We start from the raw sequence: 13,925 nt of genomic DNA, 5'->3' as shown, positions 1-13,925 counted from the left end.
ACGCGACGAAGTTTGAAAAGCTTATGCGTCTTCCTTGGTCGCATAGGCGCCGAACACGCGGGCAAGCTGCCCAGCCGGTGCCTGAATGACCTGGACAACCTTGGTTGCCGGGGCATTGACGAGACCAATGATCTTGGCGCGCAGTTCGTCGAGCGAAGGCATCGAGGCAAGCGCCTTGATTCCCTCGGCATCCAGAACCGTGTCACCCATTGCGCCGCCGACAATCTCAAGCTTTTCATTGTCCTTGGCGAAATTCACCGCAACCTTTGCAGCCGCGACCGGATCGGTCGAGGTGGCAAGGGCAATCGGTCCGGTCAGCAGGTCGGCGATGGACTCGTAAGGAGTGCCCACCGCAGCCAGCTTGGCCAGGCGATTCTTGGTGACTTTATAGCTGGCGCCTTCTGCGCGCATCTTCGTGCGAAGCTCGGTCGACTTGGCAACGGTCAGACCCAGATTACGGGTCACCACCACCACACCGGCTTCACCGAAGGTTGCGTTCAGCGAGGCAACAGCGGCTTTTTTATCAGCACGATCCATGCTGGTCTCCTTCCACATGAGCGCCTCAACAGGCCGCTTGCACGGCCCACCGGTGCGCCCGGTTCATTGCGCAGCGCCCTTGCCCTTGTGGGGGTCAAGCACTGCAGATCAGTCCGTGGGGGTGTTTGCCGAGCCGTTGCCGTTCCTGAACAGGAAGGCGAAAATGGCAGCGTCTGTCCTGACAGAATCAGGAGCAGTGAAAAACAGTTCCCCGTCTAGGCTGGACATTAAGCGGGGCAAATCCCCCGCACCAACTGTCTCGGACGGCGATCGGCGCGGCCTTGCGGCGTTACCGGTCAGCGGCGGCCAATAGCAGGTGGGGGTGGAGAGTCAAGGTGGGTCGGGGTGATTCGCCTTGGTGGTTGTCCATCCCAACCCCGCCCCTTCTCGTCACCCCCGCGCACGCGGGGGTCCCGCTTTTGTGCGGGCGCCGAGAAAAGCGGGATTCCCGCGTTCGCGGGAATGACGGGGTTGGCTCAAGCCGCCCGTGTCACGCTGACATTCTGTTCGACCAGCTCGACCGTGCCGAAGGCGGTGAGGAAGGCGACGTCGAGCGCGTCGCGGCCGACGCCGATCTTCACCATTTCGCCCGCGGTCGCCATTCCCGTGGGGTCGACCAGATGCCAGGCGCCGCCATCGCCCGCAGGATCGGCAAGGAACACCTCTGCCACCGCGTGAAAATCCGGCGGGGTGACATCGGGCGCGTAGACGCTGGCGAAGCGCGCGGGGATCGACGAGGCACGCGCGAGCACGATCATCACATGCGCATAATCGCGGCACACGCCGTGGCGCATGACGAAGCTGTCGAGCGCGGTGGTCGATCCGTCCGAGCTGCCGGGCTGATAGACAAAATGCTCGGCGATCCAGCGCTGCATCGCCGCGATTCGCGCGCCGCCCTGCAGATGCCCGAACTCGGTATCGACAAAGGCGTGGAACTTGGTGGCGGGGCAGTAATGCGAATCGAACAGATACTGGACGGTTTCTCCGGGCAGCAGGTGCAGCGCGATCTGCGGCAGCGTCGCGATATCCGCCAGCATCCGCTTGACGGTGACCTGCGCGCGGTAATCGATGCTCAGCCGCCCGCTCGGGCGCAGCCAGATGCGTTCGCCGATCCCGTCATGCGCCGCCACCCGCACGAAATGATCGCACGCAGGCGCATCGAGGCTCGCATGCTCGATCACCTGTTCGGGGATGGCCGCAGCTTCCACCTGCAACAGGATGTCGGTCGGAACCTCCATGTCGTAGGTCAGCGTGATGTGCAGGTCGAGGGTCATGCAGGTGGGTGCTCCGGCGGATGGGGCGGGGAAAATGGGCCAGTGACGAATGGCACTGAAAGCCAGACACCAAAAAGGGGCCGAGGTTCCCCCCGGCCCCTGTTTTAGGCTTCTAGCAGCAGTTTGTGACGATCAGCCGGCGTTGACTTCGGCCAGATCGACCTTGAGGCCGGGGCCCATCGACGAGCTGACCGAGATCTTGCGCAGGTACTTGCCCTTGGAGCCCGAGGGCTTGGCGCGCACGATCGCATCGACGAACGCATCGAAGTTGGCGCGCAGCGCCTCGTCGGTGAAGCTCGCCTTGCCGATGCCCGAATGGATGATCCCGGCCTTTTCGACGCGGAATTCGACCTGGCCGCCCTTGGCAGCCTTGACCGCTTCGGCGACGTTCGGGGTCACGGTGCCCAGCTTGGGGTTCGGCATCAGGCCCTTGGGACCCAGCAGCTTGCCCAGACGGCCGACCACACCCATCATGTCGGGGGTGGCGATGACGCGGTCATAATCGACCTTGCCGTTCTGCATCTCTTCCATCAGGTCTTCGGCGCCGACGCGCTCGGCGCCAGCAGCCAGAGCCGCTTCGGCCTTGTCGCCACGTGCGAACACGGCAACGCGCACGTCCTTGCCGGTGCCCGAGGGCAGCGACACGACGCCGCGGACCATCTGGTCGGCGTGACGTGGGTCAACGCCCAGGTTCAGCGCAACTTCGATGGTTTCGTCGAACTTCGACGTCGCCAGTTCCTTGAGGGTCTTGATCGCGTCGTCGACGGTGTACAGCTTTTCGGCGTCGAGCTTTTCAGCGAGCGCCTTTGCCTTCTTGGTCACTTTTGCCATGATACTCAGCCCTCCACCACTTCAAGGCCCATCGACGTCGCCGAGCCTTCGATAATCTTCGTTGCCGCTTCAATGTCGTTGGCATTGAGATCGGCCATCTTGGTCTGGGCGATTTCGGCCAGCTGCGAACGCTTGATGGTGCCGGCGCTTTCCTTGCCGGGCAGCTTCGAGCCGCTCTTGAGGTTGGCAGCCTTCTTGATCAGATAGCTGGCGGGCGGGGTCTTGGTGACGAACGTGAAGCTGCGATCGCCGAACACGGTGATCACGGTGGGCAGCGGGGTGCCCTTTTCGACTTCCTGCGTCGCAGCGTTGAACTGCTTGCAGAATTCCATGATGTTCACGCCGCGCTGACCCAGAGCCGGGCCGATCGGCGGGGAGGGGTTGGCAGAGCCCGCAGGCACCTGCAGCTTGATATAGCCTTCAATCTTTTTTGCCACGATGGCACTCCTTCATTCTGTCGGGCGCGCAGCGGATGCCGGTTGCCCTCAAATTAAGCGGTCAAACAACAGGTTTAAGGCCTGTCTCCCGCGACTTATGTCCTCGCCCCTTTAGGGGAGAGGATACGGAGCGTTACCGGCTTGCCGGTTACGCGGAGTTGGAGAGGGGTTGCGTCCAGATCGAACGCCCTTGCCCCGCTCCCACTGCGACTAGGCAGCAAGCTGCCAAGTCTCGTTGCCCTCTCCCCTGAAGGGGTGAGGACGAATTCTTACTTCGCCAGTTCGACATGCTCGAAGTCGAGATCGACCGGCGTTGCGCGGCCGAAGATCGAGACCGAGACCTTGACGCGGGCCTTGTCGAAATCGAGTTCCTCGACGATGCCGTTGAAGCTCGCGAACGGGCCTTCGAGCACCTTGACCGAATCGCCGATTTCGTAATCGACATCGATGCGCTGGCGCGGGGCGTTGGCGGCCTCTTCCTTGGTGTTGAGGATGCGCGCAGCTTCAGCGTCGCTGATCGCCTGGGGCTTGCCGTTGGGGCCGAGGAAGCCGGTGACCTTGGGGGTGTTCTTGACGACGTGATAGACGTCATCGGTCATCGCCAGCTTGGCAAGCACATACCCGGGGAAGAACTTGCGCTCGGTCTGCACCTTCTTGCCGCGGCGCACTTCGGTCACGGTTTCGGTGGGCACTTCGACCTGTTCGATCAGCGCCGACAGGCCCATGCGCTCGGCATCAGCCAGAATCGCGTCGCGAACCTTGTTCTCGAAGCCCGAATAAGCGTGAATGATGTACCAGCGCGACATTCAGTTCTCTTTCAAAATTTCCGGGCCAGAAAACCGGCCTGGCATCACGCGAGCGTGAGCAACCACTTGACGACAGCGCCGAACACCGAATCGACCGCGAGGAAGAAGATCGCCAGGATCGTCATCATGATGAACACCATGATGGCGGTGGTGATCGTTTCCTGTCGGCTGGGCCAGACGACCTTCGATGCTTCGGTCTTGACCTGATTCACGAACTCGCCGGGACTGGTCTTCTTTCGTTCAGTGGCCATGGCCTTCAGACTTTCCTGTTTCCGATTCGCGGGCGCATCATCATGCTGCAGACACATTCCCGCCAGCCCTGTCCGGCTGAAACACGATATATGCACCCTGTCGGAGAAAGACAGCCCCATAACCGCGCAAAGCCGCAGAGGCAAGCGATTTGCAATTCGGGACGTCCGCGCGCTCGCTTGCGGGTCGGGTCTTCGACGATTCCAGGGGAGGCCGCTGGCAGGAGTGGAGGGATTCGAACCCCCGGCATTCGGTTTTGGAGACCGACGCTCTACCAGCTGAGCTACACTCCTATGCGGCAGGACGACGCCATTAGCGGCTGCAAGGGCGCTTCGCAAGCATTACAGCTCTTGGGCAAGCATTACAGGCGCTGGGCACGCATTGCTGTGTGTATCCCAGCCGCCAGACGCACAGCGGGGTGACCGCTGTCCCATGGCACCAACCCCTTGAGGCGGCATCATGGGGGCGATCACCCCGTGTGAATTCAAAGCCGGTATGCGCCAGGCCCCAAAAGAGCCTGGAGCAAAGACCCGATCAGCGCTTCGAGAACTGGAAGCTCTTGCGCGCCTTGGCCTTGCCGTACTTCTTACGCTCGACGGTGCGGCTGTCGCGGGTCAGGAACCCTGCCGACTTGACCGTGCTGCGCAGCGTGGGCTCGTACTTGCTGAGCGCCTGGCTGATGCCGTGCTTGACGGCGCCGGCCTGGCCCGAAAGTCCGCCACCCTTGACGGTGCAGATCACGTCGTACTGGCCGCGGCGTTCGGTGATGTCGAACACCTGGTTGATCACCAGACGCAGCGTGGGACGTGCAAAGTACACTTCCTGGTCGCGCTTGTTGATGATGATCTTGCCGGTGCCGGGCTTGAGCCACACGCGGGCCACGGCATCCTTGCGGCGACCGGTGGCATAAGCGCGACCCTGCTTGTCGAGCTCCTGCTCGCGGATCGGCGCAGGCGCGCCGCCGCCGCCGGTGTGCGCCGGGTTGATCGGGGTTTCGATGTCGGCAGCGATGTCCTTGATGTCGGACAGGGATTGCACGGTATCAGACATTATGCACCCACCTTGTTCTTGCGGTTGAGCGAGGCAACGTCGAGCGCTTCGGGCTGCTGGCCGTTATGCGGATGTTCGGTGCCGGTAAAGAGATGCAGGTTGCGCATCTGCTGGCGACCCAGCGGACCGCGGGGAACCATGCGCTCGACAGCCTTTTCAAGCACGCGCTCGGGGAAGCGTCCGTCGAGCACCTTGGCTGCGGTCACTTCCTTGATGCCACCGATGTAACCGGTGTGCTTGTAATAGACCTTCTTGTCGCGCTTGTTGCCCGTCAGCATCACCTTGCCGGCGTTGATGACGATGACATGGTCACCGCAATCGACGTGCGGGGTGTAGCTCGGCTTGTGCTTGCCGCGCAGGATGTTGGCGATGATCACCGCAACGCGGCCGACCACCAGTCCGTCGGCATCGATAATATGCCATTTCTTTTCCACGTCAGCCGGTTTGATCGACTTGGTGGTCTTGAGCAAAGCCTTCATGGCCTTCAACCTTCCAAAACATCAGCCGGTCATCCGGGAGGCCCGGTGGGACCACAGACAAGCGGCGGACACATTTCTGTGAGACGAACGGGCCATCATGAGCCCGAGCGAAGCGCGGCTAATGACGATCAGAGGCTTCTAAGTCAAGCATTTTGGGGGGATTGCAAAGAGGTAATATATTACCTTTGGGTTTCGGGGGGTGCTCTCCGGCAGGTCGCAGCCCCCAGAACGCCCAACCGAATCAATCGATTGCAAGCGTTTCTGCCAGAACCCAGGCGCGGAAGCTGGGCGGGCAGTATTCGACCGGCAGCACCAGCACCGCAGGTTCGTCATAGCTGTGCAGGTGGACGATCCGCGCGACCAAGGCCTTGGACTGGGGCAGCGCTGTCTTGAACAGCACCGGCACCTCGGCCTGCTCGGAAAGCGCGCCCTGCCAGTGGAAGATCGAAAGCGATGGCGACAATATGTTGGCGCAGGCGGCAAGCTGCTCGCGCACCACGGTGCGCGCGATCGTGCGCGCCTCCTCCTCGTCGGCGAACGGACAATAGACCAGTCTGATGTCCGACGTGTCGCTCGCCAGATCGCCGATCATGCCGCGGCGGCCCTGGCGGTCTCCGGCGTGCGGTCAGCCTGGCCCAGCCGGTGCGCGCCCCACGCCGTGGTTGCGACCAGAATTGCGCCGACCGCCTGGTGCAGCACCGCCAGGTGCAGATCGACGCTGCTCATCACCGTGGCGATCCCCAGCAGCACCTGCACCCCGAACGCGGTGTGGATCGCGAGCGAGATCCGCCGGTCGACCCGGCGCACCGCGCGGCCCATCACCACCAAAGCGGCGACGGCGGCAAACGCCCACCAGCGGTGGATGAAGTGCAGCAGGAAGGGATCATAGGTCAGCGCATGGAGCACGCCCTGCGACCAGTCGACATCGACCGGGAAGAACGATCCGTTCATCAGCGGCCAGCTTTTGGCGGCATAGCCCGCATTGAGACCCGCGACCCAGGCGCCGAACAGCAATTGCACGAACAGCACGCCGATCACGATCAGGCTCAGCCCGGTCATGCGTGCGGGGCGGGATGCGGGATCGCGCGCCAGTGCCTTGAGATCGAGCGCGGTCCAGATCAGCCCGGCCATGATGAACAAGGCGTTGAGCAGGTGCACCGCGAGCCGGAAATGGCTGACATCGGTGCGTTCGGACAGGCCCGACGACACCATCCACCAACCGACCGCACCCTGCAGGCCGCCAAGCGCGAACAAGGCGGTCAGCCGCCAGCCATAGCCCTGCGGGATCGCGCGGCGGACCGCGAAATACAGGAACGGCAGCGCGAATGCGACGCCGACCAGCCGCCCGAGCAGCCGGTGGACATATTCCCAGAAGAAGATGTTCTTGAACTCGGCGAGCGTCATCCCGGCGTTGATCTCGGTATATTCGGGGATCAGCTTGTACTTCTCGAATTCGGTGACCCAGGCTGCCTCGGACAAGGGCGGCAGAATCCCGGTGACGACATTCCATTCAGTGATCGACAGGCCCGATTCGGTCAGCCGGGTAATGCCGCCGACCACCACCATCACGAACACCAGCAATGCCACGCCATACAGCCAGTTGGCGATGGCGGACGGGGCGGCGTGCCCGTGGGATTGCGCGGTGGAAACACGGGCTGGCGAAACGCTGTTCATGATGCCGCATTTCGGTTGCCCCGCCCCTGCTTGCAAGGTCTTTTTTGCGCGAAACGAAGCTGCTGCACACAGCGACGCCGACGAAGTTTTTGGAATTCCATGCTCAAGCGACATTGCGCAATGATATTATATCACCTATGTCCGGGGCATGTTGTCTCGTATCACCAAGTCCGGCCAGCTCGATTCTGCAGCGATTGCGCTGTCGGCATTGTGCATGGTGCACTGCGCGGCAGGCGTCTGGCTGCTGGCGGGGTTCGCCTCATTAGGCGGCGTGTTGTTCGCCCCCTGGGTGCACGAGATCGGCTTTGCTCTGGCCGCAGTCATGGCGGCGCTGGCGCTTGGCCATGGCGTGCGCTTGCATGGCGCGCGGCTGCCATTGGTGATCGGCGTCGTCGGCATCGCCGCGATGTTGACCGCGATGACGGTGCCGCATGGCAGCGCCTACGAATACGGGCTGACCCTCGCCGGTGTCGCGGCGCTCAGCATCGCACACCTGCTCAATTACCGCGCCGCACGCCAGAACTGACGCTTTCCTGACGTTACGCTAACATTGGTACTTGCCCTTGGCCCGTCATCCGCGCCAAGAGTCGCCGCCTATGACCAGCACATCCCCCACCGCCGCCCAGATCGACCTTCACATCAACGGCGAACCGCGCCGCGTAGCCGCAGGGCAGAGCATTGCCCAGCTCGTGACTTCGCTCGGGCTCGATCCCGCCAAGGTGGCGGTCGAGCGCAACCTCGAGATCGTGCCCCGCTCGACGCTGGCTGAGGTCACCGTGCACGCTGGCGACCGGCTCGAGATCGTGCATTTCGTCGGCGGCGGCGATCATGTCGCCAGCAACCCTATGGACAGCGACGACAGCTGGACGGTCGCGGGGCACACCTTCCGCTCGCGGCTGATCGTCGGCACCGGCAAATACAAGGATTTCGCGCAGAACGCTGCCGCGCTCGAGGCGTCGGGCGCCGAGATCGTCACCGTCGCGGTGCGCCGGGTCAACGTCTCTGACCCCAGCGCGCCGATGCTGACCGATTTCATCGATCCCAAGAAGATCACCTATCTGCCCAACACCGCAGGCTGCTTCACCGGCGAGGAAGCCATCCGCACGCTGCGGCTGGCGCGCGAGGCTGGCGGCTGGGATCTGGTCAAGCTCGAGGTATTGGGCGAGGCCAAGACGCTGTATCCCGACATGCACGAGACGCTGCGCGCCACCGAGATTCTCGCCAAGGAAGGCTTCAAGCCGATGGTCTATTGCGTCGATGACCCGATCGGCGCCAAGCGTCTGGAAGATGCAGGCGCGGTAGCGATCATGCCGTTGGGCGCGCCGATCGGATCGGGGCTGGGCATCCAGAACCGGGTGACCATCCGGCTGATCATCGAGAACGCCAAGGTCCCGGTGCTGGTCGATGCCGGAGTCGGCACCGCATCGGACGCGTCGATCGCGATGGAGCTGGGCTGCGACGGCGTGCTGATGAACACCGCCATTGCCGAGGCCAAGGACCCCATCCGGATGGCCCGTGCGATGAGGCTGGCGGTCGAGGCCGGGCGTCATGCGTATCTGGCCGGCCGCATGGGCACGCGCAAATACGCCGATCCCTCGAGCCCGCTCGCCGGGCTGATCTGACAGGCAACCGGTTCCACGTGGAACCGGGCGTTTTGGTGGAAGCGCTTTCTTTATAACTGGAGCACGACGTCCCTCGACTTCGCTCGGGAACACGGACGGTAAGCACATCAGTGCGGATATTTGGATATCTGAAACGACGGCATTTGGCGGCACTATTCCCACCCCCCGCCTGTCCCGAGCGTAGTCGAGGGACGTGTGCGAAACGTTCGCGGCTACCGCAGTTGCTGGCGCCATGCGGAACACATCCCGCGACAGACCACAGGAAATAGAGCTTTCCGTAACGTCAGCCGGGCGAAGGCCGCCCGATTCGCATGACATTTCTGCGACTTTATAACATTTGTCGATGCTGCGCTGTCGTTCGTCGACAGCTGTAGTCGTTGAGCGATGCAGGCGCGGATTTGGTCGAGCAGGGCGCGACCATGGCGGGCGGGCCGCCTATCCAGATCATGTCGCGAATGATCCTTGGCTCCCCAGGCAAAAGGGCATTCGCGGCAAACAGGACCGGCCCTGACGGGCCCCTTAACCAGCAGGGCCGGTCACAGTTGAGTTCGCATCATCGAAAGGACCCCGCCCCATGTACGCCCCTGCAACCGCATCGCTTTTTTCCCGCACGCTGGCCGCTGCCGCCGCCTCTGCCATCCTGTTTTCCGCCACCGTCCAGGCCAGCCCCGTCAAGAGCCAGCAGACCAGCGAAGGCCGCACGCTGCGCACCGTTGAAGTGCCGTTCGTCGATCTCGATCTGACGACCGCCAGCGGAGCTGCCACCCTTGAGCAGCGGCTGAAGACCGCCTCGCGCCAGGTGTGCGACGCGACCCAGAGCACCACCCTGCGCGAGCGGATCGACCGCCGCGATTGCATCAGCGAAACCATGGCGAGCGGCAAGCGCGCGCTGGTGACCCTGATTGCCCGTGCCGAAGCCGGCGACCGCTTCAAGCCCGGCGAGCGCATCGCCGTCGGCAGCTGATTTCACCAGTTACCATACCCTTGGTAAACCCGACTGGACCGGCAGCCCCCAAGCTGCCGGTCACTTTTTTGCGCCTAGTTCTTGAGCAGTTGGCAAAACAAAAGGTCGAGGCGAGCGCATTGCTGCGCCCGCCTCAGTCCTTTGCGACCCAAAGGACTAGCTCAAAAGCTGTAGAGCTGGTGCCCGCCGGTGGCCCGGCAGGCGCCCGCGATCAGCGATAGAAGATGTGGTTGTCGACCGCGGCAAGGCGCTGCATGCGCCAGCCGGGCGAGACATGGCGTGCGTGGAAGAACAGCGCGCCTTCGACCGGGCTTTCCCAGCCATCGGTCATGGCGATCTGCGCGATCGCGACGGCTTCCTTCCAGTCATGGCTGGCGGTGGGGATGGCGGGCATCCGGCCGCCGCGCACGAACGAGAACTGGCTGGGCTGATAAACGACGCCGCACAGGCTGTTGGCAAAGCGGCCCGAATCGCGGCGTGCGATGACCACCTTGGCAACGGCGAGCTGGCCGTTGAGCGTTTCGCCCTTGGATTCGAAGTAAACCGCACCGGCGAGGCAGTGCAGTTCCTCGTCCATGTCGGCGGGAATCGAATGCATCGACACGAGCTGCGCCAGGCTGGCCGCCTTGAGCGGCTCAACGGCGTTCTGCGTATCGATCTGCTGGGGAGCGGTTTCAGCGCCTGCGAGGGTTTCGACAGCAGCTTCGGGCGTGCTGGAAACGGCGTCTTCGCTGGTCTCGGCTGGAACCGGCTGGATCATGTCGGCGATCAGCGGCGATGCAAATGCGGCTGAAGCGTCGGCGAAGGTCAGAGTGGCAATCGAATAAAGTGCCACGGCGGCCATGCTGGCAGCCTTGAGGATAGTACTCATCAACGTCTTTGACTGTGCGGTGAGTCACCGAGGTCGGGGCAACATGCTGGCAGAATGATCTCTGCTCGCCGGTCCCGACAGGCTTCCCCCCGTCTGCGTGCTTGCCTCGAGAATTTCCATCCGTGGATTTTCGGTTGGAACCTGTCAGCCGCCTGCGCGTTTTTGGTGAACGCGCCCTTCTGTCATGCGACAGAATGAGTCAACCAAGCTGACCTAAGATCGCGTCGAACTGTGCGCGGTTGGCGACATCCAGTTCGATTACCCACATATCGGGGTCGCGCGCCCTGCGACGCGCTATATATTCCGACAGCGTGCCCTTTGCAGCGATGACATCAGGCGCTTCGGTCCAGATTTCCTGCCATTCGATAGCGCTGTCCAGCCCGGACATGCCTTCCAGCACGGCGTTTTCAGCGCCGCGAACGGTGCGTGCGATCAGGATCGAACCCGATACCGGGTCACCCTTGGCCAGCACTGTGGCGAATCCGCCTGAAGCCTGGGTCAGCCGTTTCAGCGCCTCGATCCGGATATGCGCGGCGAGCCGCGCTTCGATCATGATGCAAGGTCCCGGGCGGCGGGGTGCTGCGGCAGGCTATAGCCTTCGAGCCCCGACAGGCCGATGTGCGAGCGCATGAACGTGCCGGTACCGCGGGCGATTTCCTCGCCATGGCTGTCGACCAACCGCGCTTCGCCGACGAACACCCGCCTTTTGCCGCTGACCCAGTGCCCCTCGGCATAGACCGGTCCGGCGCGCACAGGGGCGGTGAAGTGCAGGTTGAAGGCGGTGGTGAGCAAGAACCGGTCGGTGACCAGCGCGTTGCAGGCATAGAACGCGGCATCGTCGAGCATCTTGAAGTACAGCGTGCCGTGCGCTGCGCTGGCGGCGTGAAAATGCTCGGGCGTCACGTCGAAATCGATCCGCGCCCGGCCCGCTCCGGTGATCGTCAGGCGCGAGGGAAACAACCGGTTGATCGCGGCGGCGGCATACAGCCGTTCGAGCGCACGATAATGCGCCTCTGCCCCGGTACCGGGAGCATCAGCGGATCCCGATCCAGGCCCCGAATCAGGCCCCGAATCAGGCTGCGTCACGATCCAGCTCGGCGGTCACCAGCGCAAAGATCGCATCGGGATCATCGGCGCCCCTGATCTTGGCGAGCGTCTTTTCATCGCGGGTCAGCCGCGAGATGTGCGCCAGCGCCTGCAGATGCATCGCCCCGGTGGCGACGGGAGAAATCAGCGCGATCACCAGATCGACCGGCAGATTGTCGATCGAGCCGAAGTCGATCGGCTTGCCCAGCCGCAGCAGCACCGCGACGGAATGGTCCACCCCGTCAATCTTGCCATGCGGGATCGCGACGCGTCGGCCGAAACCGGTCGAGCCCAGTTGCTCGCGCTCGAGCAGGCAGCTGAGCACCTTGTCGGTATCGAGGCCATAGCAATGGCCGAACTGTTCGGCGGCCAGTTCCAGCGCCTGCTGCTTGTCGGCGACGCGTGCAGATGTCAGCACCGCCTGCTTGTCGAGTTCGAACCACGCCATGATAATAAAAATTCTCGATTCTGTGCGCCCGCCCTCGATCGTTGCCGGGGGCGGACGCAGGAATGTCCATCGGGTTTCGCGTTGCCCCTGCCGGGGAGGCTCTGACCTCGTCCCGCCAACGCATATCTGGGGCGCCCATGCACCAAATCGCCGCAAAAACCAAGCGGCACCGTGCACGGGCGCACAACCAGGGGGTTATTTTTGCGGTTCGACCCAGCCGATCGAACCATCGGTACGGCGATAGACCATATTGTGTCGCCCGGTGCCGGTGTTCTTGAAGAACAGCGCGTTGGTGTTGCGCAGGTCGAGCATCATCACCGCGTCGGACACGGTGGCTTCGGGCACATCGACCCGGGTTTCTGCGATCACGACGGGAAAATCGCCGGCGTCCTCTTCCTCGCTGCCGCTGTCGAAGACGGTATAGGCGGCCTCTTCTTCGGCCAGCGCATGCTGCACCTGCTCCTGGCGGCCCTTGAGGCGGCCCATATAGCGGCGCAGCTGCTTGTCGATCTTCTCGGCAGCGACATCGAACGCGACATGCGCATCGGGTGCGATGCCCTGGCCCTTGAGGATCAGGCCCTGCATCACATGGGTGACGATATCGCACTGGAACTGGTCATGCGGCCCTCGCCCGAAGGTGACCTGACTGGATATCGCCTTTGAAAAATACTTTTCGACAATCGCATTGAGCCGGTCCTCGACGTGCACCTTGAGCGCTTCGCCAGTATCGACCTGATGACCTGAAATACGAATGTCCATTTTGTTCTCCATTATGATGGCCTGCCGCCGCATGAGCCGCGACGGGCCGGACAGATTGACCCCCGGCGATGCCAGGGGCGTTCGAGATGCGGCGAATTGACCTCCTTTCGTTGAAAGGGTGCAGGACTAACGCTTGGACAGCCAGAGCGGCTGCTTTATTTTAGCAAGAAAATCCAGATGCGCGGCAAGCTCTTGCGGGCTTGCGGCGAAATGGCGCGGCAACCGGTGCGGGCGCTGGATGGCGGGAATGAGATTGGGCCGGGCCGGGCGGTCGGTGCCGCTGTCGGGGCCGTCATCGGCCAGCCCCAGACCGATCTGGCGGCCTCCGGTCAGCTCGATATAGACCTGCGCGAGCAGCTCGGCATCGAGCAGCGCGCCGTGCAGCACGCGGTGGCTGCGATCGACCCCGAAGCGCTTGCACAAGGCATCGAGGCTGGCGGGCGATCCGGGGAATTTCGACCGCGCCATCGCCACGGTGTCGATCACGCGTGCCATCGGGATCGGCGGCAGCTCGATCCGCGCCAGCTCGGCATTGACGAAGCGCATGTCGAAGCCGGCATTGTGCGCCACCAGTTGCGCATCGCCGATGAATTCGAGCAGCTCTTGCGCGCGTTCATGGAACAGCGGCTTGTCGGCAAGGAACGCGTCGCTGTGGCCGTGGACGCGCTCGGCCTCGGGCGGCATCGGCATCTGCGGGTTGAAAAAGGCGTGGAAAGTGCGGCCCGTGGCCATCCGGCCGACCATTTCGATACAGCCGATTTCCACCATCCTGTGTCCCTCGTCGGGGGACAGGCCGGTGGTTTCGGTATCGAAAATGATCTCTCTCATTCCCGTCATT

General features: G+C 63.1%; 19 protein-coding genes and 1 tRNA gene. 3 read left to right on the top strand and 17 right to left on the bottom strand.

Features of this window, described 5'->3' with window-relative positions:
• Positions 1 to 21 precede the first annotated feature (21 nt).
• The 11 genes from rplJ to ACK4R0_RS05690 form a co-directional block, all read right to left on the bottom strand.
• Positions 22 to 537, bottom strand: coding sequence for a 50S ribosomal protein L10 (gene rplJ / locus ACK4R0_RS05740; protein WP_409671553.1), 516 nt, complete (start codon positions 535 to 537; stop codon positions 22 to 24).
• Positions 538 to 1,013: 476 nt separating this feature from the next.
• Positions 1,014 to 1,811 (bottom strand): transglutaminase-like domain-containing protein, encoded by a 798-nt coding sequence (locus tag ACK4R0_RS05735; RefSeq protein ID WP_409671551.1) that lies wholly within the window; start codon positions 1,809 to 1,811, stop codon positions 1,014 to 1,016.
• A gap of 132 nt (positions 1,812 to 1,943) precedes the next feature.
• Complete coding sequence (gene rplA, locus ACK4R0_RS05730; RefSeq protein WP_409671548.1) at positions 1,944 to 2,642, bottom strand: 50S ribosomal protein L1; 699 nt, start codon at positions 2,640 to 2,642, stop codon at positions 1,944 to 1,946.
• Between the two features lie 5 nt (positions 2,643 to 2,647).
• Positions 2,648 to 3,079 carry a 50S ribosomal protein L11 gene (gene rplK / locus ACK4R0_RS05725; RefSeq protein WP_409671546.1) on the bottom strand — a complete coding sequence of 144 codons (432 nt, stop codon included), beginning with the start codon at positions 3,077 to 3,079 and terminating at the stop codon, positions 2,648 to 2,650.
• A gap of 269 nt (positions 3,080 to 3,348) precedes the next feature.
• Entirely contained in the window at positions 3,349 to 3,885 is a 537-nt protein-coding gene (gene nusG / locus ACK4R0_RS05720) for a transcription termination/antitermination protein NusG (RefSeq protein ID WP_409671543.1), read from the bottom strand.
• A 44-nt stretch (positions 3,886 to 3,929) separates the two neighbouring features.
• Positions 3,930 to 4,136 carry a preprotein translocase subunit SecE gene (gene secE / locus ACK4R0_RS05715; RefSeq protein ID WP_188512888.1) on the bottom strand — a complete coding sequence of 69 codons (207 nt, stop codon included), beginning with the start codon at positions 4,134 to 4,136 and terminating at the stop codon, positions 3,930 to 3,932.
• A 215-nt stretch (positions 4,137 to 4,351) separates the two neighbouring features.
• Positions 4,352 to 4,427 (bottom strand) — tRNA-Trp (locus tag ACK4R0_RS05710).
• Positions 4,428 to 4,668: 241 nt separating this feature from the next.
• A complete protein-coding gene (rpsI, locus tag ACK4R0_RS05705) occupies positions 4,669 to 5,184 on the bottom strand; it encodes a 30S ribosomal protein S9 (protein ID WP_409671538.1) in 516 nt (171 codons plus the stop codon).
• Positions 5,184 to 5,663, bottom strand: coding sequence for a 50S ribosomal protein L13 (gene rplM, locus ACK4R0_RS05700; RefSeq protein ID WP_409671535.1), 480 nt, complete (start codon positions 5,661 to 5,663; stop codon positions 5,184 to 5,186). The genes rpsI and rplM overlap by 1 nt, the downstream gene beginning before the upstream one ends.
• Before the next feature lie 241 nt (positions 5,664 to 5,904).
• Positions 5,905 to 6,255 carry a divalent-cation tolerance protein CutA gene (cutA, locus tag ACK4R0_RS05695; RefSeq protein WP_409671532.1) on the bottom strand — a complete coding sequence of 117 codons (351 nt, stop codon included), beginning with the start codon at positions 6,253 to 6,255 and terminating at the stop codon, positions 5,905 to 5,907.
• Complete coding sequence (locus ACK4R0_RS05690) at positions 6,252 to 7,337, bottom strand: COX15/CtaA family protein (RefSeq protein WP_409671529.1); 1,086 nt, start codon at positions 7,335 to 7,337, stop codon at positions 6,252 to 6,254. The genes cutA and ACK4R0_RS05690 overlap by 4 nt, the downstream gene beginning before the upstream one ends.
• Before the next feature lie 148 nt (positions 7,338 to 7,485).
• On the opposite strand from ACK4R0_RS05690, the gene ACK4R0_RS05685 reads away from it, so the two are divergent.
• The 3 genes from ACK4R0_RS05685 (at position 7,486) to ACK4R0_RS05675 (ending at position 9,923) form a co-directional block, all read left to right on the top strand.
• Positions 7,486 to 7,863, top strand: coding sequence for a MerC domain-containing protein (locus tag ACK4R0_RS05685; protein WP_409671527.1), 378 nt, complete (start codon positions 7,486 to 7,488; stop codon positions 7,861 to 7,863).
• 70 nt (positions 7,864 to 7,933) lie between these two features.
• Positions 7,934 to 8,959, top strand: coding sequence for a sulfur carrier protein ThiS (thiS, locus tag ACK4R0_RS05680; protein ID WP_409671524.1), 1,026 nt, complete (start codon positions 7,934 to 7,936; stop codon positions 8,957 to 8,959).
• A gap of 574 nt (positions 8,960 to 9,533) precedes the next feature.
• Positions 9,534 to 9,923, top strand: a complete 390-nt coding sequence (locus ACK4R0_RS05675; RefSeq protein ID WP_409671521.1) for a UrcA family protein — start codon at positions 9,534 to 9,536, stop codon at positions 9,921 to 9,923.
• Positions 9,924 to 10,134: 211 nt separating this feature from the next.
• Here the strand turns inward: ACK4R0_RS05675 and ACK4R0_RS05670 are convergent, their stop codons facing one another.
• The 6 genes from ACK4R0_RS05670 to dnaQ form a co-directional block, all read right to left on the bottom strand.
• Complete coding sequence (locus tag ACK4R0_RS05670) at positions 10,135 to 10,794, bottom strand: cell wall hydrolase (protein WP_409671519.1); 660 nt, start codon at positions 10,792 to 10,794, stop codon at positions 10,135 to 10,137.
• 199 nt (positions 10,795 to 10,993) lie between these two features.
• Positions 10,994 to 11,347 carry a DUF1491 family protein gene (locus tag ACK4R0_RS05665; RefSeq protein ID WP_409671516.1) on the bottom strand — a complete coding sequence of 118 codons (354 nt, stop codon included), beginning with the start codon at positions 11,345 to 11,347 and terminating at the stop codon, positions 10,994 to 10,996.
• The gene (locus ACK4R0_RS05660; RefSeq protein WP_409671513.1) at positions 11,344 to 11,880 is read right to left on the bottom strand and encodes a PaaI family thioesterase; all 537 of its coding nucleotides are present in this window, start codon (positions 11,878 to 11,880) and stop codon (positions 11,344 to 11,346) included. Before ACK4R0_RS05660 ends, ACK4R0_RS05665 begins: the two co-directional genes overlap by 4 nt.
• Positions 11,867 to 12,328 carry a PTS sugar transporter subunit IIA gene (locus ACK4R0_RS05655; RefSeq protein ID WP_409671510.1) on the bottom strand — a complete coding sequence of 154 codons (462 nt, stop codon included), beginning with the start codon at positions 12,326 to 12,328 and terminating at the stop codon, positions 11,867 to 11,869. The genes ACK4R0_RS05660 and ACK4R0_RS05655 overlap by 14 nt, the downstream gene beginning before the upstream one ends.
• A gap of 195 nt (positions 12,329 to 12,523) precedes the next feature.
• On the bottom strand, positions 12,524 to 13,087 hold the full coding sequence (hpf, locus tag ACK4R0_RS05650; RefSeq protein WP_409671507.1) for a ribosome hibernation-promoting factor, HPF/YfiA family: 564 nt from the start codon (positions 13,085 to 13,087) through the stop codon (positions 12,524 to 12,526).
• A 126-nt stretch (positions 13,088 to 13,213) separates the two neighbouring features.
• The gene (gene dnaQ, locus ACK4R0_RS05645) at positions 13,214 to 13,915 is read right to left on the bottom strand and encodes a DNA polymerase III subunit epsilon (RefSeq protein WP_409671505.1); all 702 of its coding nucleotides are present in this window, start codon (positions 13,913 to 13,915) and stop codon (positions 13,214 to 13,216) included.
• Between the last annotated feature and the right edge of the window lie 10 nt (positions 13,916 to 13,925).

Source organism: Blastomonas sp., from assembly GCF_046294995.1.
Lineage (GTDB): Bacteria > Pseudomonadota > Alphaproteobacteria > Sphingomonadales > Sphingomonadaceae > Blastomonas.
The sequence above is the reverse complement of the archived record's forward strand: the minus strand, read 5'-3'. Positions and strand labels throughout refer to the sequence as shown.

Coding starts and splice junctions, on each gene's coding strand:
- rplJ (WP_409671553.1), bottom strand. CDS start 537: ATGGATCGTGCTGATAAAAAAGCCGCTGTTGCCTCGCTGAACGCAACC.
- ACK4R0_RS05735 (WP_409671551.1), bottom strand. CDS start 1,811: ATGACCCTCGACCTGCACATCACGCTGACCTACGACATGGAGGTTCCG.
- rplA (WP_409671548.1), bottom strand. CDS start 2,642: ATGGCAAAAGTGACCAAGAAGGCAAAGGCGCTCGCTGAAAAGCTCGAC.
- nusG (WP_409671543.1), bottom strand. CDS start 3,885: ATGTCGCGCTGGTACATCATTCACGCTTATTCGGGCTTCGAGAACAAG.
- secE (WP_188512888.1), bottom strand. CDS start 4,136: ATGGCCACTGAACGAAAGAAGACCAGTCCCGGCGAGTTCGTGAATCAG.
- rpsI (WP_409671538.1), bottom strand. CDS start 5,184: ATGTCTGATACCGTGCAATCCCTGTCCGACATCAAGGACATCGCTGCC.
- rplM (WP_409671535.1), bottom strand. CDS start 5,663: ATGAAGGCTTTGCTCAAGACCACCAAGTCGATCAAACCGGCTGACGTG.
- cutA (WP_409671532.1), bottom strand. CDS start 6,255: ATGATCGGCGATCTGGCGAGCGACACGTCGGACATCAGACTGGTCTAT.
- ACK4R0_RS05690 (WP_409671529.1), bottom strand. CDS start 7,337: ATGAACAGCGTTTCGCCAGCCCGTGTTTCCACCGCGCAATCCCACGGG.
- ACK4R0_RS05685 (WP_409671527.1), top strand. CDS start 7,486: ATGTTGTCTCGTATCACCAAGTCCGGCCAGCTCGATTCTGCAGCGATT.
- thiS (WP_409671524.1), top strand. CDS start 7,934: ATGACCAGCACATCCCCCACCGCCGCCCAGATCGACCTTCACATCAAC.
- ACK4R0_RS05675 (WP_409671521.1), top strand. CDS start 9,534: ATGTACGCCCCTGCAACCGCATCGCTTTTTTCCCGCACGCTGGCCGCT.
- ACK4R0_RS05670 (WP_409671519.1), bottom strand. CDS start 10,794: ATGAGTACTATCCTCAAGGCTGCCAGCATGGCCGCCGTGGCACTTTAT.
- ACK4R0_RS05665 (WP_409671516.1), bottom strand. CDS start 11,347: ATGATCGAAGCGCGGCTCGCCGCGCATATCCGGATCGAGGCGCTGAAA.
- ACK4R0_RS05655 (WP_409671510.1), bottom strand. CDS start 12,328: ATGGCGTGGTTCGAACTCGACAAGCAGGCGGTGCTGACATCTGCACGC.
- hpf (WP_409671507.1), bottom strand. CDS start 13,087: ATGGACATTCGTATTTCAGGTCATCAGGTCGATACTGGCGAAGCGCTC.
- dnaQ (WP_409671505.1), bottom strand. CDS start 13,915: ATGAGAGAGATCATTTTCGATACCGAAACCACCGGCCTGTCCCCCGAC.